The 22,680-nt window shown below is 49.3% G+C and carries 19 protein-coding genes; 14 read left to right on the top strand and 5 right to left on the bottom strand.

Annotated elements, in window-relative coordinates; all coding sequences use genetic code 11:
* Positions 1-36 precede the first annotated feature (36 nt).
* Positions 37-1,395 carry a chromosomal replication initiator protein DnaA gene (gene dnaA, locus FHP88_RS05310; protein WP_144357973.1) on the bottom strand — a complete coding sequence of 453 codons (1,359 nt, stop codon included), beginning with the start codon at positions 1,393-1,395 and terminating at the stop codon, positions 37-39.
* A gap of 510 nt (positions 1,396-1,905) precedes the next feature.
* Here dnaA and rpmH point away from each other — a divergent pair.
* The 5 genes from rpmH to FHP88_RS05285 all read left to right on the top strand — a co-directional run bounded on the left by rpmH (position 1,906) and on the right by FHP88_RS05285 (position 6,308).
* Positions 1,906-2,040, top strand: coding sequence for a 50S ribosomal protein L34 (gene rpmH / locus FHP88_RS05305; RefSeq protein WP_144357972.1), 135 nt, complete (start codon positions 1,906-1,908; stop codon positions 2,038-2,040).
* Positions 2,041-2,062: 22 nt separating this feature from the next.
* Positions 2,063-2,434, top strand: a complete 372-nt coding sequence (rnpA, locus tag FHP88_RS05300; protein WP_260843166.1) for a ribonuclease P protein component — start codon at positions 2,063-2,065, stop codon at positions 2,432-2,434.
* Between the two features lie 97 nt (positions 2,435-2,531).
* Positions 2,532-4,220 (top strand): membrane protein insertase YidC, encoded by a 1,689-nt coding sequence (gene yidC / locus FHP88_RS05295; protein ID WP_144357971.1) that lies wholly within the window; start codon positions 2,532-2,534, stop codon positions 4,218-4,220.
* Entirely contained in the window at positions 4,201-5,583 is a 1,383-nt protein-coding gene (gene mnmE, locus FHP88_RS05290) for a tRNA uridine-5-carboxymethylaminomethyl(34) synthesis GTPase MnmE (protein ID WP_144357970.1), read from the top strand. The genes yidC and mnmE overlap by 20 nt, the downstream gene beginning before the upstream one ends.
* Before the next feature lie 155 nt (positions 5,584-5,738).
* Positions 5,739-6,308 carry a nuclease-related domain-containing protein gene (locus FHP88_RS05285; protein ID WP_144357969.1) on the top strand — a complete coding sequence of 190 codons (570 nt, stop codon included), beginning with the start codon at positions 5,739-5,741 and terminating at the stop codon, positions 6,306-6,308.
* On the opposite strand, the gene FHP88_RS05280 is transcribed toward FHP88_RS05285, so the two are convergent.
* Positions 6,297-7,151, bottom strand: coding sequence for a paraquat-inducible protein A (locus FHP88_RS05280; protein ID WP_144357968.1), 855 nt, complete (start codon positions 7,149-7,151; stop codon positions 6,297-6,299). The genes FHP88_RS05285 and FHP88_RS05280 overlap by 12 nt on opposite strands.
* 173 nt (positions 7,152-7,324) lie before the next feature.
* Here FHP88_RS05280 and FHP88_RS05275 point away from each other — a divergent pair, with 173 nt between their 5' ends.
* The 3 genes from FHP88_RS05275 to rbr are packed head-to-tail and all read left to right on the top strand — an operon-like array spanning position 7,325 to position 9,971.
* Positions 7,325-8,434, top strand: coding sequence for an NAD(P)-binding domain-containing protein (locus FHP88_RS05275; RefSeq protein WP_144357967.1), 1,110 nt, complete (start codon positions 7,325-7,327; stop codon positions 8,432-8,434).
* A complete protein-coding gene (locus FHP88_RS05270; RefSeq protein WP_144357966.1) occupies positions 8,431-9,345 on the top strand; it encodes a DMT family transporter in 915 nt (304 codons plus the stop codon). Before FHP88_RS05275 ends, FHP88_RS05270 begins: the two co-directional genes overlap by 4 nt.
* Before the next feature lie 47 nt (positions 9,346-9,392).
* Positions 9,393-9,971 carry a rubrerythrin gene (rbr, locus tag FHP88_RS05265; RefSeq protein WP_144357965.1) on the top strand — a complete coding sequence of 193 codons (579 nt, stop codon included), beginning with the start codon at positions 9,393-9,395 and terminating at the stop codon, positions 9,969-9,971.
* Between the two features lie 14 nt (positions 9,972-9,985).
* Here rbr and FHP88_RS05260 read toward each other — a convergent pair whose 3' ends face one another.
* The 3 genes from FHP88_RS05260 to FHP88_RS05250 are packed head-to-tail and all read right to left on the bottom strand — an operon-like array spanning position 9,986 to position 13,820.
* A complete protein-coding gene (locus FHP88_RS05260) occupies positions 9,986-11,959 on the bottom strand; it encodes a transglutaminase TgpA family protein (protein ID WP_144357964.1) in 1,974 nt (657 codons plus the stop codon).
* Positions 11,956-12,843, bottom strand: a complete 888-nt coding sequence (locus FHP88_RS05255) for a DUF58 domain-containing protein (protein ID WP_186297619.1) — start codon at positions 12,841-12,843, stop codon at positions 11,956-11,958. The genes FHP88_RS05260 and FHP88_RS05255 overlap by 4 nt, the downstream gene beginning before the upstream one ends.
* A gap of 59 nt (positions 12,844-12,902) precedes the next feature.
* Positions 12,903-13,820 carry an AAA family ATPase gene (locus FHP88_RS05250; RefSeq protein WP_144357962.1) on the bottom strand — a complete coding sequence of 306 codons (918 nt, stop codon included), beginning with the start codon at positions 13,818-13,820 and terminating at the stop codon, positions 12,903-12,905.
* Between the two features lie 529 nt (positions 13,821-14,349).
* Between FHP88_RS05250 and FHP88_RS05245 the strand changes: the two genes are divergently transcribed.
* The 6 genes from FHP88_RS05245 (at position 14,350) to FHP88_RS05220 (ending at position 22,679) form a co-directional block, all read left to right on the top strand.
* Entirely contained in the window at positions 14,350-16,371 is a 2,022-nt protein-coding gene (locus FHP88_RS05245; protein WP_144357961.1) for a sodium-translocating pyrophosphatase, read from the top strand.
* 82 nt (positions 16,372-16,453) lie between these two features.
* On the top strand, positions 16,454-16,660 hold the full coding sequence (locus FHP88_RS05240; RefSeq protein WP_186297634.1) for a hypothetical protein: 207 nt from the start codon (positions 16,454-16,456) through the stop codon (positions 16,658-16,660).
* A gap of 192 nt (positions 16,661-16,852) precedes the next feature.
* The gene (locus FHP88_RS05235; protein ID WP_144357959.1) at positions 16,853-18,226 is read left to right on the top strand and encodes an HD-GYP domain-containing protein; all 1,374 of its coding nucleotides are present in this window, start codon (positions 16,853-16,855) and stop codon (positions 18,224-18,226) included.
* Positions 18,227-18,670: 444 nt separating this feature from the next.
* Entirely contained in the window at positions 18,671-20,368 is a 1,698-nt protein-coding gene (locus tag FHP88_RS05230) for a glycosyltransferase (protein ID WP_144357958.1), read from the top strand.
* A complete protein-coding gene (locus FHP88_RS05225; RefSeq protein ID WP_144357957.1) occupies positions 20,365-21,702 on the top strand; it encodes an FAD-dependent oxidoreductase in 1,338 nt (445 codons plus the stop codon). The genes FHP88_RS05230 and FHP88_RS05225 overlap by 4 nt, the downstream gene beginning before the upstream one ends.
* A gap of 5 nt (positions 21,703-21,707) precedes the next feature.
* A complete protein-coding gene (locus FHP88_RS05220) occupies positions 21,708-22,679 on the top strand; it encodes a polysaccharide deacetylase family protein (protein ID WP_186297618.1) in 972 nt (323 codons plus the stop codon).
* The last annotated feature ends 1 nt before the right edge of the window (position 22,680 follow it).

The following is a 22,680-nucleotide window of genomic DNA, read 5'->3' as shown; positions in this document are numbered from 1 at the left end:
CTGCTTTGTTGTGAAAACATCAACAGTTTATCCACACTAACTGGTGAGTGTTCTTAACAGGTTTGCATAATCTTCTTCCACTCGATGATCACTCTCTTTCAGCTCAACGATTTTCCGCGTGGCATAAAGCACCGTTGTATGATCACGCCCACCAAAGGCTTCACCAATTTCCGGGAGGCTGTGGTTAGTCAGCTCTTTGGCCAGTGCCATGGCAATCTGCCTTGGCCTGGCGATGGTCCGGCTCCGCTTTGCGGAGAGTAATTCAGACGTCCGTATCTTAAAATACTCTGCAACGGTCTTTTGAATATTTTCTATAGTAACTTGCTTATCCTGTGCCGCCAGCATGTCACGCAGGGCATCCTTGGCAAATTCCTGGGTGATGGCTCGTCCGGTGAATTCTGCATTGGCGATGATCCGCCGCAAGGCACCCTCCAGTTCTCGAATATTTGAACGGACACGTTTACCTATAAAAAAGGCCACTTCATTGGGCAGGTCGACGCCAAATAACTGATCGGCTTTACTCTTCAGGATCGCAACCCGTGTCTCCAGGTCTGGTGGTTCAATGGCAACGGTCAGACCCCAGCCAAAACGGGACTTCAAACGCTCTTCTAAACCGGACACCTCTTTGGGGAAACGGTCACTCGAGAGGATGATTTGTTGTTGTGATTCGAAAAGGGCATTGAAGGTATGGAAAAACTCCTCCTGTGATCGTTCTTTCCCGGCAAAAAATTGCACATCATCGATCAGGAGTGCGTTGACGCTGCGAAAGCGCCGTTTGAAATCATCAATCGTATTGTGCTGCAGTGCTTTTACCATCTGAGCAACAAAGCCTTCAGAATGGACGTAAACGACCCGCGCCTTGGGATTGGTTTTTACGATCATGTTACCCACGGCATGCATTAGATGGGTCTTGCCCAGGCCGACGCCTCCGTAGATGAATAATGGGTTATAGGCCGTGCCTGGATTTTCGCCAATTTGTATGGAAGCGGCCCTGGCCAGTTGATTTGACTTACCCTCTACAAAGGTATCAAAGACAAAATTAGGATTCAGGTTGCTCGGCATGGGCGCTTCGTCAACATGACGAATTGGTGCAGCGGGTGTTGGCTTGAACGATTGAATTCGCTCTATGCTGGATTCTTGCGGTGACTGCACGGCTGCACGAGAGCCAATCTCAAGTGACACAGAAGGGGCATTGGCACCAGCGATGCTTTGTAGGTATTCGGTAATATCGTTTAGATAATGATTTTGAACCCAGTTGAGCACGAATTGATTGGGTGCTAACAAGCGGATGCTCTGCGCATCTTCCACCGACTGCAGTGGGCGAATCCAGGTATTGAACTGTTGCTGAGGAAGATCATTCTCTAAACGATCTGTACACTTGCTCCAAAAATTCACGTGTGCTGACTATCCTAGTTTGAGAGACGATCGTTCGTTATCTTTATATTTTAAGGCCGTGTATGCGAACGGCAATAGATTGGCTTAGCGGCTGACTTAGTGTCGCGGCAATAGAGATGTCGGGCTTTCTTATAGAGCCTGCATTCGGTCATTCGCTATGCGGTGGCGTGAGTTTACTCTGCTTTGTTTGGCTTATCCACAGCTTTTAAACATCACCCTTGGCACCGTACGACTTACTATTGCCTGCTTAATAAAATTAATTAACAAATTGATTAGTAAGAATATTTTTATAGCATGTCAGAATTATGGAGGTTTTGTTCCGGACTTATTCGGTGTCTAAACCAGCTTACCTATTGTTTCTGCTAAATCAGCGGCTTAGCGTGACTTTAAAAGCGCGTACCGTGTTGACAGCAACCCCATTGGCGTCGTAACATACGCGCCCTTTTTCAGGGGCTTTTTCTGCCATTTGGTTAAGAGAAGCTTTATAAACAATTTACCCGGTATCTAGTCATGAAAAGAACCTTTCAACCCAGCAATCTGAAGCGTGCACGTACCCACGGCTTCCGTGCTCGTATGGCGACACGTAACGGTCGTAAGGTCATCAGCGCACGTCGTGCTAAGGGCCGTGAGCGTCTCGGACTCTAAATAAAACTTCCTTCGATCAGCTTTGCCCCATAGTCAGGCAAGTTTTGGTCGAGATCTGCGGTTGTTAAAACCTGCAGATTTCAAGCGGGTCTTCCAAAAGTCCAGCAGATCATCTGATCGAAACTTTACTGTGCTCTTTCTGGCGAATGGTAAGGCCACTGCCCGTCTGGGCACAGCAATAGCAAAAAAAATCCTGAAGCGGGCCGTTGACAGAAATCTGGTTAAGCGGGTTGTCAGAGAGAGTTTTCGGCTCAGGCAGCAGGAGTTAGCTGGACTGGATGTTGTAGTATTGTGCGGACGCGGCGTTAAGTTGGATGATAAACAACAGCTGCGCCACTCTCTCGACAAACACTGGACGCGTGCGATTCAAGCACTGCCAGCCAACAGTGGTTGAGATCAAAAAAACTCCGCTTAACTGCTTTTTCAGTTCATAATGCTGCTTTTGCCACAACGGCAGAGATCATTTTCGACATCCGAGTTTGAGAGAATCCATGGATAACCTTCGCCTGATACTGTTTTTTTCATTGGCCTTCATTTTGATGATGATCTGGCAGGCGTGGGAAGAGGACTATGGACCTAAACCTCAGCTAACGGCGACTACGGCGCAGCCTGCGGAAAACAGTAATGCACAGAGTGCTATTCCTTCCGCTTCTGTCCCCGGTTCCACTGGTGCACCGACGTCCGTACCGGTTATATCCTCGACCTCTGCGGTTCCCCAGTCCAGCCCGCAACAACAGCTCTCTGTCCCATCAGTATCGGTCAAGACCGATCTCTACAGTATGGAAATTGGTACTGTGGGCGGTAATATCCGGACAGTATTTCTGAATGACTACCCCGCAAGTCTGGGTGACAAGGTAAACAGTTTTCAATTGATGAAACCGGAAGTACCGGACCTGTTTATAGCCCAGTCAGGACTGATTGGTGGTGAAGGGAGTCATGCGCCCAGCCATGAGACCCCGTATCAGGCCAGTGGTACCCACTTTGAGATGGCAGAGGGGGCAGAACAATTACAGGTTGATCTCTTCTGGACCAGTCCTGATGGTGTAAAGGTAACCAAGCGTTTCACTTATCAGCGTGGCAGTTATCTGGTGACGGTCCAGCACATTATTGAAAATGGTTCCGATAAGCCTTGGGTAGGTCGTGAATACCGTCAATTGATGCGTACCCCTCCTGCAAATGAGAGTGCCTCATCGAAACTGATCTACACCTATACCGGTGGTGCGATCTACAGCGAAGAGAACAAATACGAAAAGATCGACTTTGAAGATATGGAAGAGGCCAAGTTAGAACGACCCGTCAAAGGTGGTTGGATCGCCATGCTGCAGCATTACTTCCTGGGTGCGTGGATTCCACCTGAAGATCAGCAAGGAACCTTCTACACTAACGTACTGCCTGGCAATCGTTATGTATTGGGTGCTTACACCCCTTCAGTTACCATCGCTAATGGTTCTGCTCAAACCTTCACCACGGGCTTTGTCGCCAGCCCAAAGCTTCAGGATGAGTTGAAGGCCATCTCTAAAGGGCTGGATCTGAGTGTTGATTACGGCTGGTTGACCGTCATTGCACAGCCGATATTCTGGTTGCTCAAGCAGATTCAGTCTGTGGTGAGTAACTGGGGTTGGTCGATTATTCTACTAACCCTGATGATCAAGCTGGTCTTCTACAAACTGTCCGAGGCGAGCTATAAATCGATGGCTAATATGCGGAGGATGACCCCGCGCATTCAGGCATTGAAAGAGCGTTTTGGCGAAGATAAAACCCGTCTGAATGCAGCCATGATGGAGTTGTATAAGAAAGAGAAAATCAATCCACTGGGTGGCTGCCTACCTATTTTGGTACAGATACCGGTATTTATTTCGCTCTACTGGGTATTGTTGGAAAGTGTCGAGATGCGCCAAGCGCCGTTTATCTTCTGGATTGAAGATCTGGCCACTAAAGATCCGTTCTTCGTATTGCCCTTGATCATGGGTATCTCCATGTTCATTCAGCAGAAGCTTAATCCGGCACCACCCGATCCGATGCAGGCCAAGATCATGATGGCCTTGCCGTTTGTGTTTACGGTGTTCTTCGCCTTCTTCCCCTCGGGTTTGGTACTCTACTGGGTGACCAATAATATCCTCTCCATTGCCCAGCAGTGGTATATCACCCGCCAGATAGAGAATGCCGCCGCTAAGGCCTGATGCGTCGAGTGACCCTGTGGATTCACAGGAGACGATAGCGGCTATCGCCACCCCGCCCGGAATGGGCGGGATCGGCGTTATCCGGATCTCTGGTAAATTGGCTACGCACGTAGCCGAGCGCATTACCGGCAAAACACCCAAACCCCGCTATGCTCAGTTTTCCCGTTTCCGTGATGGGGAGGGGCAAGTTCTGGACGAAGGTTTAGTCCTGTTTTTCCCCGGCCCCCACTCTTTTACGGGCGAGGATGTTCTGGAGCTGCAGGGTCATGGTGGCCCTGTTGTGCTGGATCTACTCCTGCAGCAGGTTTTGAATTGCGGTGTGCGCCTGGCCCATCCGGGTGAGTTCAGTCAACGCGCCTTCCTCAATGGCAAACTCGATCTGGCCCAGGCTGAGGCGATTGCTGATCTGATTGAGAGTGGTACAGCTACGGCCGCGCGTCTTGCCGTGCGTTCCCTGGAGGGAGAATTTTCTAAACGGATTCACAGGCTGGTTGAACAGCTGATTCTACTGCGTATGTATGTAGAGGCCGCCATTGATTTTCCCGAAGAGGAGATCGATTTTCTATCGGATGGCAAGGTGAGCGGAGATCTGGCAGAGATTATCCTGGCGGTTGAGGATGTGGAGAAGAGTGCTCAACTGGGTCGCTTGATGCGGGATGGTATGACGCTGGTGATTGCGGGACTGCCGAATGCCGGCAAGTCGAGCCTGTTGAATGCCTTAGCAGGGCGGGAGTCTGCCATTGTGACAGATATTCCGGGTACGACGCGGGATCTGCTGCGCGAGCAGATTCAGATTGATGGTATGCCCCTGCACCTGATCGATACGGCCGGCTTGCGTGAGAGTCTGGATCAGGTAGAACAGGAGGGCATCCGGCGTGCCAAGGCCGAGATCGCCAAGGCCGATCGGATCCTGTGGATTTTCGATGATCACTTGGATCCGCAGCACAGCGCCTATGATCCTACCCTGCTGCCTGCGGAAATCCCTATCACTTTTGTGCGCAACAAGATCGACCAGAGCGGTGGTTTACCCAAAAAAAGTGAAACCGCGAGCGGTACGGAGATTGCCCTCTCCGCCAAGAGCGGAAGCGGCATCAATTTACTCAGAGAGCACCTGAAGCAATGCATGGGCTTTAGTTCCGAACAGGAAGGAGAGTTCATTGCCCGTCGCCGACACTTGGATGCAATCAAGCGTGCTAGTGAGCACCTACTTACGGGTAAGACCGCATTAGAAGGGCAAGGATCAGGTGAGCTTTTGGCAGAGGATTTGCGTCAGGCCCAACAGGCACTGAGTGAGATCACCGGTGAGTTTACCGCCGATGATCTTCTGGGCCAGATCTTCAGTAGTTTTTGTATTGGCAAATAAGTCGAGGCGACAGGCATGTTGAGTGCTGGTTTTCAGAAAGACTAAAAAAAGGTTGTCCTGACCGATGGAGTTCGCCAAACTCCGCATCTGTTGAATCTTTTTGTCAGACCGGATGTTCGGTCTGAAGTATCCCGGACGGATTGTTTTACTTCCCCATGTTTTCTCTGACACCCGAACAAACCCTTTGGTTGGTCATTGCTATTGCGGTGATAGCCATCTTATTGCTTGGTTTTGTACTCCGTAAAAATGCCAGCGCCTCGCTGAAACAGTACCAGATTCGCCGGGCGGTTAAGCGGTTGGGGCCAAAGGTCCATCAAGGGTTGATGGTGCCTGATGGCCTCGATGGTGTGGTGGCGGCAGACTTTGTTGTGTTGACACACAAGGGCGTTCTTCTGGTCGTGGTCAACTGGTTTGATGGCAATATCTTCGGGGGTAAGGATACCGACCAGTGGACGCAAGTACTCAGGGGTGCATCGAACCGGTTCACCAACCCGCTCCACGAAATCCACCTGCTCACGGCCACGGTCAAATCGCTGGTTCCAAACATTCCAGTGAGCGGTATTGTGCTATTTGCGGGTGATTGCACCTTTCCCAAAGATAAGCCGGAAGGTGCTTGCCTGCTGAGTGACCTGCCTAAACAGCGCCGCAAACAAGTGGTTCCGCCCAGTTATGAGATGACTTGGGAGCTGTTACTCACCAAGGCAAAGATGCTCTCATTCCACTGAGGGAGAGTCCTTTTTCGGTAGATGCTTGAGTGCTCGGGATATCAACTGGGAACCAAGCAGCGAAAGTAGTACATAGAGTGCAAAAAACCAGAGCCCTGCCTGTACTTCCGCCTGCGTCAGGCCACCTTCATTGCTGGAAAAGAACACCACCAGAATCGCTACTACGAAGACATCCGCCATGGACCATTTCCCCAAATGCCGGCTGAGATGAAGGCCACGCAGGGAGATATGGTGGGTTCGGCTGAATAGGGTCAACCAGGCGACAGCCGTTTTCAACAACGGCAGCAACACACTGAACAGCAGCAGCAGCAGTGCCAGCCACTGGTTGCCATGCTCCCAAAGCCCGGTGATAGTGGTCAAGATACCTTTCGATTGAAACTGCAGTACCGTATCCCCCAGTACGGGTAGATCTTTGCTCGCTTCAACGGAAAGGATCGGCGTGGTCAACCCGACAACTAAAGCAATAACGGCGATGGTTAACATGGCGTAACCCAATTCCCCCACCTTCCGTTGTCCCAGCAGCCAAGCGAAGAGCATGAAGCTTGCGGATAGGAGTAAAAACAGCCCGGTTAACTGATCGACAGAGGTTTTATAAGCGGCCTGTAACGCCTTCTGTTGGTTTAGGCTGTCGAGTTGTTTTGAATAGCCGTCATAAAGGCCGAAGCTGAGCGCCTCAAGCAATTGCCTGCCACTGTTTTCCAGTTGAGTATCGGCCTGAAGTTGTTGGATAATCTGTAGTGTTTGATGTTCATAGGCCGTGGCCTGTTCCCAGGTTTTCCAGGCACAACCTATCAGACCCATTAGCAGTAATCCTAACAGCAACCACTTTAACGGCTTGTTCATGTATCCTATTCCCTACCTGGATAATCTCGTTCCGGGTTATGACACCCCACTCTATCGGTGATTCCCCAGCAATTGCAAACTTATCAAAACCCACCCTATCTGTATCGGATATTCGCTGCCCAGTTCTGCTAAGATGCGATTTTTAAAGACGCTTCAGTGATTAGGAAAAAGGTATGTTGAAACTGGCTTATGTAGGTGGCTTGGGCATGATGGCAGGGCCTGCGGCTACCCACCTGAATCAAGGGGGAACGGCTAAAGTGCTGCGTGTTCAGGATCGGGGAACACGGGGTGGTAGCCGGGATCAATACCGTGCAGATTGGAAAACCCATGGTGCTGAACTGGTCCCGTCGCTTGATGCGTTGGTAGGTCAGGGCGATCTGGATGGTGTGGTGGTCTGTGCCGGGAAGAATGGAGATGACATCCAGATTATCAGTGAACTGACCCAACGTTTAAAGGCGGTTTCAACAAAGCGTTCTTTTATCCTGCATCTCTCAACGGTGAGCCCGGATTTTGCGGAGGCGGCATTTCAATTCTGTACCGGCCAACACGTTGATTACATCAACTATCCCTTGACCGGTGGTCCTTTGGGTGCCCAGTTGGGCGGTGCTGATCCGAAAGGGATGTTGATCTTGGCCAGCGGTGATGAGCCAATCTACCAGCGTCTGTTGCCAATGCTGCAAAGACTAGGGCATCCAAAATATTTTGGTCCCTCCCCCTCCGCGGGTGCCGTTACAAAATTGATTGGCCATCACATGGTGTTCAATGGCCTGAATGGGATCGCCACGGCGGCGGCTATCCATGCGGACTGTTTTAATCAGGGTAAACTGGGGGGTGAGGCACAATCGGACTACCTCAGTTTTCTTAATGGGGGCGCGGGCGGTACCCGACAGTGGGAAGTGGGACTGAGCAAAGGGATTGTGCATGACTGCTGGGATCAGGGCTTCAGCATTCATCATGCCGTGATCGATGCCATCTATGCGGCACGTTTGGCGGTTGCCGCGGGTCTTGCCAGGATCTCGATTCAAGGTATGACCAATATGGCCTTTGTCTTCGCTTACCTCTTAAAACGCTACCCCGGTGAAACGTTAGGCACCCATTCCGTTGTGCGGGAGATGATCCGAGGGCAGAGTGCGGCGCTGGATCAGTTCATGACCGAACACGGCGCTTTCGGTGCAGATGCGACTCAGGTGATCAATGATTGCGTGGCGACAATGCCCGACCACATACAGGCCTCGGCATTAATTGATGTGAGTGTGGCTGACTTTGAGTCACTAACCCATTGAGCACGACAGGACCGCTTGAACGGCCTGCGATACTGCTGATATTGACCACCCTGTTCTGGGGCGGCAATGCCGTGGTCGGTAAGTATGCCCTTAACTTCATGTCGGGTATTGAGCTCTCCTTCTGGCGATGGGTGCTGGCCTTTGTCATATTATTGCCCTTTGCCTGGCGCGCCTGTCTGCGGGATCTGGCTTATTACCGAAGGCATATCGCGCTACTCACTCTTCTGGCCTTATTGAGTGTTTCGCTCTACAACTCATTTCAATATTTAGCCCTGCAGTGGACCAGCGCCATCAATGTCGGTGTCGTAAGTGCGACCATGCCACTGAGTGTATTTCTTCTTACCTGGTTGTTTGGGCAGGAACGTGCGAACGGGCTACAAAAACTGGGTATGTTGTTGGCATTGATCGGGGTCGGTGTGGTGGTTTCCCGGGGAGAGTTGCAGGTGCTGTTTGGCCTCCAACTCAATCCCGGTGATCTGTTGATGCTTACTGCGGTATTCGGTTTTGCACTCTACTCGGTTTTGGTCAAGAAGTTGCCCACTGAGTTGGATAAGCTGGGCTTACTACTGTTTTTGATTTTCCTCGGTACTATCGGCATTTTGCCTTTTTATCTTTGGGATACCAGTGGGCGGGAGACTCTTAGTCTCAACATTGATACGCTGTTGATCCTTGGCTATGTGGGGATCTTTCCCTCCATCCTCTCCTACTACTTTTGGAACAAGGCGGTATTGATCGGTGGGGCGAATCAAGCGGGACTTTATTGCAACCTGATTTCAGTTTTCGCCAGCCTGTTAGCGGTGTTGTTTTTGGGGGAGGCGTTCAGACCTTTTCATGTCATCGGCATGGTCACTATTTTCCTCGGTATCTTATTAGCCACTTATCTATCCAAGTGGTATTCGCAAAGCGTTTAGCGGTACTATAAACCAGACGTGTTATAAGGTTTGAAGGGAGATGTACCGTGGAAAAAAGTATTAGAGGTTCACAAACAGAAAAGAATCTGCTGATTGCCTTTGCCGGAGAGTCCCAGGCGAGGAATCGTTACACCTATTTTGCCGGTGCGGCGCGCAAAGAGGGTCTGGTGCAGATTGCCGCCATCTTTGAAGAGACAGCCAATCAGGAGAAGGAGCACGCTAAGCGATTCTTCAATTTTCTCGAAGGCGGTGAGGTTGAAATCACCGAGACCTTCCCTGCAGGTATGATTGGAACCACACTTGAGAATCTGCGTGCGGCAGCAGCAGGTGAGGAGCATGAGTGGACTGAGATGTATCCTGGTTTTGCCAAGATAGCGCGTGAAGAGGGATTCAAACAGGTGGCAGCCGCTTTTGAAGCCATCAGCATTGCCGAGAAGCAGCACGGAAAGCAGTATAAAATGCTGGCGGACAATCTCGAGGCGGGCAAGGTGTTCAGACGTGAAGGCAAGATGGTGTGGCGCTGTCGCAATTGTGGCTATCTGCATGAGGCCGAGGCGGCCCCCAATGTCTGTCCGGCCTGTCTCCACCCTCAAGCTCATTTTGAATTGTTGGCGGAGAACTGGTAAGAAGCCGTTGGCACTCAGGCACGAAACTGTCTCACCAGTCGGTGAAACTGCTGGCGAAGTTTCGTGCCGTCTGATCGACCATAGCGCAGTTTGATGTAGTGCTGGGTGATGGCATTGACCGATGGTTTCAAATCGGGCCGCTTACGCATCACCCGTTGGGCAAAGTCCTTCGGGCCTTCGTGGGGAAAGCGTTTGATCCCTGTGCGGCTTAGCCGTTTGCAAAACCGTTGGTAATCTTTAACCACCGGATCGGGTTTCACCTCGCCGCGTAGCCGTAACAGATAGAGCAATATGGGTATCAGCAGCGCGGTTGCCAGTATCATACCCAAAGCCAGTTTCATCGCGGAGAGGTTTTCCAGCCCGAACTGCTGCATCAGCTTCTGTTGCTGCTCTTTAGAGTAGCCCAGAATCCAACGATGCCATGAGGCGTTGGCCGCATCAACGCCGAGGCGGAATTGCCGGGTTAAATTCTTAAACAGGCCATAGTCACCTGCCGAGAAGATCACCGGGATACCTAAACCACTGTTCTCTTCCAGATCAAACTCAAACGTCTGCTCAATGCGTTCGGGAGCAACGGCGGCGGTAGGATCAACCCGTGTCCAGCCACTCTCCTCCAGCCACACCTCACTCCAGGCATGGGCATCGGATTGCCTGACAATCAGGTAGTTGCCAATGGGATTCAGTTCACCGCCCTGATAACCGGTCACTACGCGGGAGGGAATACCCGCGATGCGCATCAGGGTAGTAAAGCTGGTGGCATAGTGCTCACAAAAGCCACGGCGACTCTCAAATAAAAATTGATCACTTGGATTGTCACCCAACAAGGGTGGCGTCAGGGTGTAATAGAAAGGTTCTGTCCGAAAATGGCGCAGTGCCCGATTGACCAGATCACGATCAGTGCTTGCCTCGAGACGCCACTGTCTCACCAACTCTTCCATGCGGGTGGTGATATTGTCTGGCAACTGCAGGGCCAGGCGTTGTTCACGTTGATTGAGTGGGCCGGTGTGGTACGCCAGTCGTGAAGTGGCGGCGTACCGGTAACGTTGATTGCGAATCTCTTTAGCCAATATCTGGAAGTCCGGGAGGAGCGTCGCCTCCGGGGGCAGGGTCTCCGGCAAGTCGAGTGCGTAGAGCCAGTCGTTAGGCGAAGGCTCCAAGGTCACTTGATAACGTATAGGTTGCGCTGAACTGCGGTAGGTGACCGGTGCAGCCTGTAAAAATTTTGCACGTGTCCAGCGTTTTCCATCGGTGCGCCAGAGCACTGGGCCACGCCAATAGCGTTGCCTGGGTGGCGGTGCCGCCTGGTCGAAGTCAACCCGGAAGGCCACCGCCCGTGAACGAATCAGATTACTGATACTGCCTGGTGTCATGCTGTCACTCAACCCGGTACGGCCGGTGGAGTTATCCACTCCGAGATTCCACAATGGGCCACTGATCCGGGGAAACAGGAAAAACAGCACCAGCATAATAGGCATCGCCTGTAACAACAGTGACGCGGAATAACGCAATGAAGTAAAACGCCAGCCCGTCGCCTTCGATGAGCGACTGGATTCGACCAACAGACTGGTCAGCGCAATGACCATTAAAAAGATATAACCGACCAATAGCATCTCTTGATCAAACAGAAAATGGGTGATCAAGGTAAAGTAGCCGAGAAACACAACTATCTTCAGGTCCCGCTGTGTACGACACTCCATCAATTTAAGACTGAGCATCAGTGACAGCAGGGCTACTTTTGCTTCAAGCCCCATCAGCAAGGGGTAAACAGAAAAAATCAAAACAGCGCAAAGGATCGTGACGAAAAACAGCAGCAGCCGACCGGGTTTCCAGCGCGTGAAATAGAGTGTAGTTAACCGCAGCGTCAGGACGGCCAGCAAGGCTAACGTGATACTCAGATCCAGGCGCTGAAAATGGGGTGCCACCACCAGTGCCGTTATGAAGCTAAGGCGATACAACAAGGGGGTATTGATATTGTCGGCGTGCTTCATTGGGCCGTCTCGCCAAACAGTGCCAGGGCTCGCAGTGCCGCTAATCGCTGTGCTTCACTGCGTGCGGGCTTGAGTATCTGATCTGGCAGACGAAGTCCAAACGCCTGCTGTTGTTCAACGGCATCCAACACACCACGACAGAGTGCGCTAAGGCGGGCCTCGACATCCAGGTGGGGATAGTGATCCCAATCTAACCAGGAGAGATCGGCCCGGTCGCCGCCAAACTGTTTGGTGTGTAACCCTTGCTCTCTCGCTTGGGCCTTCCAGTCGATCTGCTTTGGTGAGTCGCCTGGGCGGTAACTACGCAACCCGACAAAATCATCGGCGCCCACACCTTTGTCACCCTGTTGATTGCGTTGATAACTGGGCAGGTGAGTCACGGCTTGCTTGGGGCCCGGGGCAGGATAAACCAGTGCTTCGCCCTTCAGCTCGATGTAACTCCACGCATAAAACAGACCAAGTGGATAGGTCGTTGAGGCCTGCAATCTGGGGATCGGCAGGCGCCCTCTTCGTTCGGTGTCGATGTGCAGCTTAACGATTAGGTCGCTGTCGGGTTGCAGATCACGATACAGCGCCTCACCCTGCTCAAACTGTAAACAGATTGCAGGACGTTCATCGGCGCGTTGGTTGATCAGTTGAATCTCAAAGCAGGCTTGTTCGCCGGCGAAGATCTGATTTGCACGACTCAGCCGAAGGCCCAGACCAAGCAGATTTCTCCAGGTGTGGAGCATCGTTACCAGGCCGAGTCCTGCAAGGAGAAAGGTCAGGAGCAGACCCAGATTGTTGGCATAGTTGATGGAACCGATCCACATCAACAACAGTAAGAGTGCGAATCCAAACCCGTAGCGTGAGGGAATGATGTAGATCTGCCGTGTTCCTATCATCGCCTCATCACGGTGATTGCACCGGCAGCGTCTGATAAAACGTTCCGGCAGTCGGATGTTCATGGCAAGGGGACAGACTGCAACAAGTGCTGAGCGAGTGAAGCGCCTTCATCGATACCTGTGTCACCACTGGAGTGCAGACGATGTCCTACGGTTGCAGCAAGTACGGCCTGAACATCCTCTGGCAACACCTCTTGATGACCCGCTTGTAAGGCCCAGGCGCGGGCACTGTTAATCAGCGCCAGGCCGGCACGGGGTGAAAGCCCATGATTGAATCGGGGGCTTGTGCGGCTGAACTTAAGCAGATCCTGAATGTAGTCGAGCAGGGCATCGGCGACATAAATGTTCGATACCTGCTGCTGTAAAATCTTGAGTTGTTCGAGTGTCAGACAGGCCGGCAACTGTTCCAGTAGGCGCCGTCGATCTTCTCCACTGAGTAGCAGCCGTTCGGCCTGTTCATCGGGGTAACCGATATGCAGACGCATCAGAAAGCGATCGAGCTGCGATTCAGGCAGTGGAAATGTGCCAATCTGATGGGCGGGATTCTGGGTGGCGATAACAAAAAAGGGCTGAGGGAGTGCGCGGGTTTTACCATCCGTAGTAACCTGTCGCTCTTCCATCGCTTCCAGCAGTGCACTCTGCGCTTTCGGAGTAGCCCGGTTGATCTCGTCTGCCAACAGCAGTTGGGTGAAGACTGGCCCCGGATGAAATTGAAATGACTCATCACCTCGGTGATAGACAGAGACACCCATGATATCAGCCGGTAACAGATCACTGGTGAACTGAATACGTTGATACTGCAAACCAAGTAGTTTGGCCAGGGTATGAGCCAGGGTGGTTTTGCCTACACCTGGAAGATCTTCGATCAGAAGATGCCCATTAGCCAGAAGGCAGGTAAGGGCCAAACGCAAGGTCTGCTCTTTTCCAACAATAATCCTACCCGCTTCACGAACAACCTGATCTAGCAGCTCTTTCATGGTTTTTCCTGTTTTTATTATCGCTTTATTTAAAGAGTAATACCTTTTGGGATGGTTCAAAAAGTTTAGGCGCCAAACCGCAGGATTACCGGTTAAACGGGGATAAATCTGCGTTTTGTCAAACATAAGTAAAAGTTGCTTTAAACCAAAAAAAGTCTGATTAATCATTAGGGACTTTTTCTGGATTGACTCCCCCTCATTTATTGCAAAGCAGCAGAACCGCTAGCCCTTACTAGCACTGAATTTAGCACATCGTGAACTATTAATATGCTGCTAATGCAACATAGCTTTTTTTAATTGTTGCAAAGTGAATTCTGATTATCCCACCGCTTCGAGCAGGTCTAGGATGAGTCCGTTTGCCAGAGATCGGTTCAGTTAGCTCAGAGAAAAAGATACTCACGCTTGCAGTCTAGCGTCATTAGACATCCGCAAGTATCCCTGCCTGGCAAGCAGTTGCCGGGTTATATAATCATGACCATCAAAACTAGAGTGGCCCGGCCTTAAATCAAAACGATTTTTGGAGGTATACATGTCATCGGGTCTTGTTTTTGCACTGTTGTGTGCGGTAGGTGCGATTGCCTACGGCGCCTATTCCATCCGCTGGCTACTCGCCAAGCCGGAAGGATCAGAAGAGATGCGCAACATCAGTCAGGCGATACAAGAGGGGGCGTCCGCCTATCTTAATCGTCAGTATATGGCCATCGGGGTTGTTGGAGTGATCCTGTTCGGCGTAATTTATCTGTTGCTTGATCCTATTACGGCCTTTGGTTTTGCCGTTGGTTCAATTTTATCCGGCCTGGCTGGCTATATTGGTATGAATATCTCGGTACGTGCCAATTCGCGCACGACAGAGGCAGCCAAGCAAGGACTCAATCCGGCTTTAGCCGTTGCCTTTCGTGGTGGCGCCATCACCGGAATGCTGGTTGTCGGTTTGGGGCTGTTAGCGGTAGCAGGTTTTTACGGCATGCTGGTGGAATTAACACCGGCAGGTGAAGTGGTAAAACTGTCCCCCCTCATTGGTCTGGCCTTCGGTGGTTCGCTGATCTCCATCTTCGCGCGTCTGGGTGGTGGCATCTTTACCAAAGGTGCTGATGTGGGCGCCGACCTAGTTGGTAAGGTTGAAGCGGGAATCCCAGAGGATGATCCACGCAATCCTGCGGTTATTGCTGATAACGTGGGTGATAATGTGGGTGACTGTGCAGGCATGGCAGCGGATCTCTTCGAAACCTATGCCGTTACCACCATTGCGACCATGATGCTCGGTGCGCTGATGTTTACGGATAGCCCGAATGCGGCATTACTTCCGTTGGTATTAGGGGGTATCTCAATTATCACTTCGATCATTGGCACCTTCTTTGTATCGGTAAAAGAGGGCGGCAAGATCATGAATGCCCTGTATCGAGCACTGGGCGTTTCAGCGGTATTGTCTGCGATTGCCTTTTATCCAGTGACCCAGTGGTTAATGAGTGACAATGGTACTTATGCAATTATGGACGTGTATGGTGCGGCATTGATTGGCCTGCTGATTACCGCTGCACTGGTGGTGATCACCGATTACTACACCTCAACGGATTACAAACCCGTGCGTCTACTGGCAGCAGCATCCACTACCGGCCATGGTACTAATATCATTGCGGGTTTGGCACTTTCCATGCGTTCAACTGCTGCACCGCTGATTGTTATCTGTGCAGGTATTCTTGCCTCCTACAGTATGGCGGGACTCTACGGTATTGCGATTGCGGCAACGGCCATGCTTTCCATGACCGGTATTATTGTTGCCATTGATGCCTATGGTCCGATCACCGATAACGCGGGTGGTATTGCGGAGATGGCAGAACTGCCTAATGAGATCCGTACCACTACGGATGAACTGGATGCCGTAGGTAATACCACTAAGGCTGTTACCAAGGGTTATGCAATCGGTTCTGCTGCACTGGCGGCATTGGTACTGTTTGCGGATTATACCCGTGAACTGTCCCATCATACCGGCCAAGACATGACATTTGATCTATCCAACCACCTGGTAATTGTCGGCCTGTTTATTGGTGGTCTAGTGCCCTACCTGTTTGGTGCAATGGCCATGGAAGCGGTGGGTCGTGCAGCGGGCGGTATTGTGGTTGAGGTACGTCGGCAATTTAAAGAGATCCCCGGCATCATGGATCGGACTGCCAAGCCGGATTATTCACGCGCAGTTGATATGTTGACCAAGTCAGCAATCAAGGAGATGGTACTCCCCTCCCTCCTGCCTATTGCCGTACCACTGGCGGTGGGTTTATTGCTTGGGCCACAGGCATTGGGTGGTGTGCTACTGGGTTCGATTATTACCGGGCTCTTCGTAGCGATATCGATGACCACTGGTGGTGGTGCCTGGGATAACGCCAAGAAGTTTATTGAAGATGATAATCACGGCGGCAAAGGTTCAGAGGCACATAAGGCATCCGTAACTGGCGATACCGTGGGTGATCCCTACAAAGATACGGCGGGCCCAGCGATTAATCCATTGATCAAGATCATTAACATTGTAGCGTTGATGATCGTACCGTTGATGTAAGTAATCCCTATGAGTGCGGCTGGGGCTTCCCGGCCTCCACTCCCGGAAGAGGAGAATGAAGATGGGTAAAGTCAGAATCCAAATGGCACCTGAAATCGAATTCAAGATGGAACTTGATGTGCCTGATGTTGAAACAGGCACGCGTGATTATGATGTACAGCAGCATAAACAAGAGGTCTATGCTGAATTTGAACGGCGTCTAAAACAGGCCTTTCCTGAAGGTTACCGTATGCACACCTTTGAGTTTGGTCTGGATACGGGATGGCACGAAGATTTGGGTCAGGATTGAAGTGTTGAATGAAATGACCCCTGGCTTGCATTGCTGGCCAGGGGTTTTTTACGTTTAGGGCAAATTTTATTTGCGGGGATAGATTAATTTGATAATTCCCTTGTCACACTAAGGTTTCAGTGCTAATTTTTCCCAAGCACTAAGGATTAGTCGTATCTTTCCTTGTCATGTTTGCGAAAGGGAGAGCTACAAATGGAAGATGCCTTAGTCGACGCTCACTGCAATCCGCTCAAAACTCCACTGGAAAGTACCTTTCAACCGGATCACTACGTCGAGTACCTTGCCAAAGTTAATGAGACGAATGAAGTACAAGCGACTGAGGATATTTGTAACAACCGTGGCGTGTTGTTGGTTAAAACAGGTTCACGAATAGATCGGGCGGTCGCCGACAAAATACTGCAACACAAACTGATAAAACCGCTGGAAGAACAGGTTGCCCTCAATAATCAGATTAATGGTGATAAACTGGCCGTGGATTTTTCCTTGTTGTCCCGCCGATTCACCGATGTTGCTCGTATCAATCGAATGCTTAATTTTGAAGCGGATTTCAAGGCACTGCTCCACTTTCCTGCCGTTAGCAGTTGTCTCTGTCAAAAGGTAACCGTACTCAAGGAGCGATTACCTGAGCATTATGAGGGGGGCCTGTTTGGTGGTTGGCTGGGTGCGCTGCTGGCCAGAGAGATGCGGATGCCCAGTGATCTGATCCGTGCGGCTTTTTTTGCGGGTCTGACGCGGGATTTGGGTTTTCTCCACATTGATCCGGCCATTGTTTACAAGAAAGGCACACTTTCGGCTGAAGATTGGCGAGCAATTATGAGTCATGTGCTAGTCGCCGACCTGTTCCTCTCCAACCTCTCTTGTGTGACCCAGGAGGTGGTCACCGCCGTTGCTGAACACCATGAACGCTTTGATGGTACGGGCTATCCAACTGGCCGTTCTGGCAACCGGCTGAGCATTTTGAGTAATATCATTGGATTGGTCGATACACTGCAGGCACTGCGAATGAAGCAGTTTTCAAGGCGGGGACGCAATCTTATGGATGCTCGGCCCTATCTGCAACTGAATGTTGGGAAGCACTCAGAACCTGTCTATGAGGCGATGATGCAGATCCTGAAAAAATCGGGTCTGCAGATGACAGGCTGTGATCGTGATGAGCTTGCGATAGTAGCCGCAAGGTTGCAGGATCGCCTGGTCACTCTGCAGAAGGTGTTACCTGTACTTGAAAAACTTACCCGACTGACGCATGAACTCCCCTCTCTCAATAAGCAAGGACGATTAACTACAGTGGTCGCGACTAACGTACTTAACATGATTCAGCGTTCTGGACTCGATCAGGATGAGTTGATTGACTGGTCCCGAGGTGTGGAAAATGATCCACAGGAATCCGCCATGGAAGAGATCAATGAGATGGAACTGCTGGCCAATGAGTTGATCTGGCAGTTGAACAGCGTTTACCGCACCTGCCGCGAGTTTTGTGATGAGCAAGGTGCTACCACTCCCGTCATGGTTCACATGGGAACTCAGTGTAAGGTGCTCGGGCGTCTGTTGAGTGCAAATGACCGGTAACCTACCAATCTGTTCAAAGGGTAAGCTTAATGGACGGCTGGAATTCAGGCTATTTTGAGTTGAAAAGTCATTAGTCGAGTTGTGTCCGGTATAATTATGGCTGGTATGTAGACCTGAATCTTGTACACTCTGACAAGAGTAAGATTTACATTTCCCTCAAATAAAGCGGGGGTTTGGCCTGAATGATTCAGCATCCTGTCACAAAACCCAAAGTGGTTATGTTTGTTCGTGGAACCTGGTCTGAAATAATCAAACTGGAACGGGTTATTAAGGTGCTACAAGACAATCCGCGGATTTACACTTACATAGTCTGCACTTCACAACAGGTGGGCCTTATACCGGCCTTGTTAAGTAATCTTCGGATAGAGATAGACTATGATCTTCTCGTAAAGACCCTGAAGCATCCGCTGTACACTTTGCATTACCCAACTGATAAATCAGCTAATGATTGAAGGCTCTACCAATATGGGAGAGCGTAAGCATATCCTTACTATTGTGTTGGAGGATTACTTTCAGGTGGGTGCATTTCGTAATCTCATACCAACGGATCACTGGGAACGATTCGAGACGAGGTTAAAAAGTAATTTATACACAACGCTTGAATTGTTAGCTGAAACAAATAATACAGCGACTTTTTTTGCTTGTGGCTGGATCGCTGATAATCATCCAGATTTGTTGATAGATATTATAGGTGCGGGGCATGAGGTAGCCTGTCAGGGCTATTTTCACTATGACATAAATGAAGTATCTGAAAATGTTTTTGCTCAGGACCTGAGAAGATCACGCTATGCGATGGAGGATGCACTAGGAACAGCCATCTATGGCTTTCGTTTAGGGCGTGGTTGGATCGGTGAAAAAGAGTTATGGATTCTGGACCAATTAATTGAACAAGGATTTAGTTATGATTCCAGTATTTGCCGTTTAGGTCGTGAGTTTTCAAATCAACCGTCTCGTACGGTAATACATCAACATAGTGGCATTAAGGGTTCACTTTTTGAGATACCGATTTCCTCTCAACAGTTACTCTATTGGTCTTTACCCATTTCGGGAGGAAATTACTTTCGGCAGTTACCCCATGGGTTACTAAAATGGGGTGTTGAAAGATGGCTGCTTGAACATGAAGAACCACTGGTGCTCTATTTCCACACATGGGAATTGGATACAGGACAACCGATCATAGCCGCCGCAAACATATTACAGAGGTTACGCCACTATCGTAATCTGGATTCGATGTCAGATAAGATTAAGTATTACCTGACAACACATCAATTTTCATCTGTTGCTGAATATTTGGAGCTGGATATTATGCAACAGCCCGCTCCACAGTTAACTCGGCGTATTGAATCAGTATCAGTACAAGAACACCTTGGTCGATTAACAGCCAGCCAGCCATTGACATTGCTTATACCGTGCTATAACGAAGAAGCCACTCTGCCCTATTTAAAAAAGACGCTGGATCGTTTTGCAATAAAATCAAAATCTGTTTTTAACCTACAGTACATATTCATAGATGATGGAAGTAGAGACAACACATGGGTGGAGTTGAATCAGTTGTTTTCTGAACAGGAGAACTGCAAGTTTCTACGACATGAAAACAATCAGGGAATAGCGGCTGCAATATTAACCGGTATCCAACATACGACTACCGATTTGCTTTCTGTACTTGATGCAGATTGTACTTTTTCACCTGACCAGTTACTGGACATGATTGAGCTACTCAGAGAGGATGTTGATGTGGTTGTCGCATCACCCGCACATGAACGAGGGGCTATGCGTAATGTTCCATTATGGCGCACAGTATTATCGCGTGGGTCAGCATTGATGTATCGCTGTGTTTTAAGGCATAAGTTAACAAGCTATACCAGTTGCTTCCGCTTATATCGTCTCAAGACGGTACAGGATATGAAACTCTATAATCATGGGTTTTGTGGTGTTACTGAAATATTAGGGAGGCTGGATATAGCAGGATATAGGATCAAAGAATACCCTGCAATCCTGGAAGTAAGGCTTTTAGGCGAATCAAAAATTAACTTGATTAAGACAACAGGAGATCATTTGAAACTGATCTTCCATTTGGCAGCGAAGCGCTGGTTTAGAAAGCCGATGCCGGAAGATCCTAGGATTGACCCATCACACATATGAGTAAAGATATCAACAAAGAGAGGCCATCGGTTGGTGTTGTAGGTGGTGGTATGCTCGGCTTGACGCTTGCTCTCCGATTAACCCAGGCTGGCTACCGTGTTACAGTGATAGAGGCGGCCTCCAATTTGGGTGGGCTGGTCTCTTCTTGGCAGTTGGGCAGTATAAGCTGGGATCGTTATTATCATGTCATTATGTTGTCGGATCTTCGGTTACGATCGTTGCTAGAAGAATTGGCGATTGAAGCGCTGATTGAGTGGCGAGTGACTAAGACAAATTTCTACACCGGACAGGATCTATATCCTTTGAATAATGCGTGGGACTATATTCGCCTTCCCGCATTAACGCTTATTGATAAAGTACGTCTGGCTGCAACCATTGTTTATGGGTCACGGATCAAAAAGGGTAAAAAGCTGGAAGCCATTAGTGCTGAAAAGTGGCTGACGCAGTTGTCGGGAAAAAGTACATACCAGAATTTATGGCGGCCTCTACTGCGTTCAAAATTAGGCAGTAATTATTCAAAGGCATCTGCGGCCTATATTTGGTCAGTGATCCGGCGCTTTTATGCGGCGCGGCGTGGTGGAATGAAAAAAGAGATGTTTGGTTATGTCCCTGGTGGTTACCAAAAAGTATTATCTGTGCTTGAACAGAGGGCTTTATCAGAAGGTGTTACTATCAAAACGGGGTTGCGCGTATCCTCAATAACCAAGGGTATCAATGAGCTAACGGTGGACAGTAAAGAGGATAGCCTAAAATTTGATCGCATTATCGATACATGTGCATCACCTATTGCAGTAGACCATTGTAAAGCGCTGAGTGAAGATGAGATAAAGGCTCATAGTCAAATTCTTTATCAGGGGATTATTTGCGCATCACTTATTTTGACGCGACCATTGGGCAAAGCTTACCTGACCTATATTACCGATGAAACAATACCCTTCACAACCATTATTGAAATGTCAACGTTGGTGGATTCTGCAGTAGAATTTAATGGCAAACATTTAGTCTATCTTCCGAAGTACCTACCCGTTGATGATCCTCTTTTTGCTGCAGCAGATGAAGTGATAGAAGCCCGTTTTATTGCTGGCTTAGTGCGTATGTTCCCGGATCTAAAGAGATCAGAAATATTGGCATTTAAGATATCACGAACACGTCATGTTGTAGCTGTTGCAACACAAAACTACACTTCAAAATTACCGTCAATGGCTACCTCTGTTCCGGGCCTTTATATCATTAATTCTGCACACATTGTGAATGCTTCATTAAGTGTGGATGAAACGGTTAATCTTGCGAACACCGGGGCCGAATATTTTCTTGCACAAGAAGCGGGTGTATAAAAGAAGTGGATATAGACGCCAAGCAATCCGCTACCCTGTCTATTGATCTGGATAATCTGTGGTGTTATCAACGGAGCTTTGGCATTAAAGGTTGGGAGACCTATCCTTCTTTTTTAGAAATTGCCCTACCAAGGATCCTCGATTTTTTAGATCAGCATGAATTACGCTTGACGGTATTTATTGTTGGACGTGATGCTGAAAATTGTGCACTGCAATCGCTGTTATCTGAATGTTCTCAGCGTGGGCATGAAATAGGCAACCACTCTTACGATCACGCTATCGATTTACATGATCTTCCCAAAGAAACCATTCTGGCAGACATTAAAAGAGCCGAAGTTTCTATTCAAAACGCGACGGGCCAAAAGCCACGGGGATTTCGTGGCCCCGCATTTGGTATTTCCAAGGCAATGCTGGAGGTCTTGCAAGAGTGTGATTATATTTATGATACTTCATCATTGCCCAACTCACTCGGTATGTTGGCGCGCTGGTATCAGCGTACACAATCGGCAAACCTAAAAACAGAAACGACGTTGAATAACCATCTGTACGGTAGCTTGGCTGAGTGCTGGCAACCACTAAAGCCCTATACATTAATCACTAACATGGGACGCATAGTAGAACTACCTGTTTCTACCCTGCCATTGTTACGTTTACCCTTCCATGGCACATACATCAATTACCTTGCCGATAGATCAGAGTTTTTAGCAAATATTTATTTTCACATGGCGTTTTCACTTTGCCGCACATTTAATATCACACCTTCATTCCTTTTGCATGCGACGGATTTTTTGGGCAGTGATGATTCTGTTGACGTACATTATATACCTGGTATGAGGAAAACATCACAAGAGAAGATCGCATTGATGTCGAGGATAATGAAACGCTACAGTCAACTATTTGAAATTCGACCACTGATTTCACAAGTAAATCACCTTAATGTCGAAAGCCTTAAACAGATAGTGCCCAAGTTTAATTAAA

The sequence above is a fragment of the Sedimenticola selenatireducens genome, assembly GCF_007625115.1.
Lineage (GTDB): Bacteria > Pseudomonadota > Gammaproteobacteria > Chromatiales > Chromatiaceae > Sedimenticola > Sedimenticola selenatireducens_A.
This window is presented reverse-complemented; position numbering and strand designations above follow the sequence as displayed.

Bases quoted from the DNA above. Each gene is read 5' to 3' on its own strand.
- rpmH (WP_144357972.1), top strand. From the start codon at position 1,906: ATGAAAAGAACCTTTCAACCCAGCAATCTGAAGCGTGCACGTACCCAC.
- yidC (WP_144357971.1), top strand. From the start codon at position 2,532: ATGGATAACCTTCGCCTGATACTGTTTTTTTCATTGGCCTTCATTTTG.
- mnmE (WP_144357970.1), top strand. From the start codon at position 4,201: ATGCCGCCGCTAAGGCCTGATGCGTCGAGTGACCCTGTGGATTCACAG.
- FHP88_RS05285 (WP_144357969.1), top strand. From the start codon at position 5,739: ATGTTTTCTCTGACACCCGAACAAACCCTTTGGTTGGTCATTGCTATT.
- FHP88_RS05280 (WP_144357968.1), bottom strand. From the start codon at position 7,151: ATGAACAAGCCGTTAAAGTGGTTGCTGTTAGGATTACTGCTAATGGGT.
- FHP88_RS05275 (WP_144357967.1), top strand. From the start codon at position 7,325: ATGTTGAAACTGGCTTATGTAGGTGGCTTGGGCATGATGGCAGGGCCT.
- FHP88_RS05260 (WP_144357964.1), bottom strand. From the start codon at position 11,959: ATGAAGCACGCCGACAATATCAATACCCCCTTGTTGTATCGCCTTAGC.
- FHP88_RS05255 (WP_186297619.1), bottom strand. From the start codon at position 12,843: ATGATAGGAACACGGCAGATCTACATCATTCCCTCACGCTACGGGTTT.
- FHP88_RS05250 (WP_144357962.1), bottom strand. From the start codon at position 13,820: ATGAAAGAGCTGCTAGATCAGGTTGTTCGTGAAGCGGGTAGGATTATT.
- FHP88_RS05245 (WP_144357961.1), top strand. From the start codon at position 14,350: ATGTCATCGGGTCTTGTTTTTGCACTGTTGTGTGCGGTAGGTGCGATT.
- FHP88_RS05240 (WP_186297634.1), top strand. From the start codon at position 16,454: ATGGCACCTGAAATCGAATTCAAGATGGAACTTGATGTGCCTGATGTT.
- FHP88_RS05235 (WP_144357959.1), top strand. From the start codon at position 16,853: ATGGAAGATGCCTTAGTCGACGCTCACTGCAATCCGCTCAAAACTCCA.
- FHP88_RS05230 (WP_144357958.1), top strand. From the start codon at position 18,671: ATGATTGAAGGCTCTACCAATATGGGAGAGCGTAAGCATATCCTTACT.
- FHP88_RS05225 (WP_144357957.1), top strand. From the start codon at position 20,365: ATGAGTAAAGATATCAACAAAGAGAGGCCATCGGTTGGTGTTGTAGGT.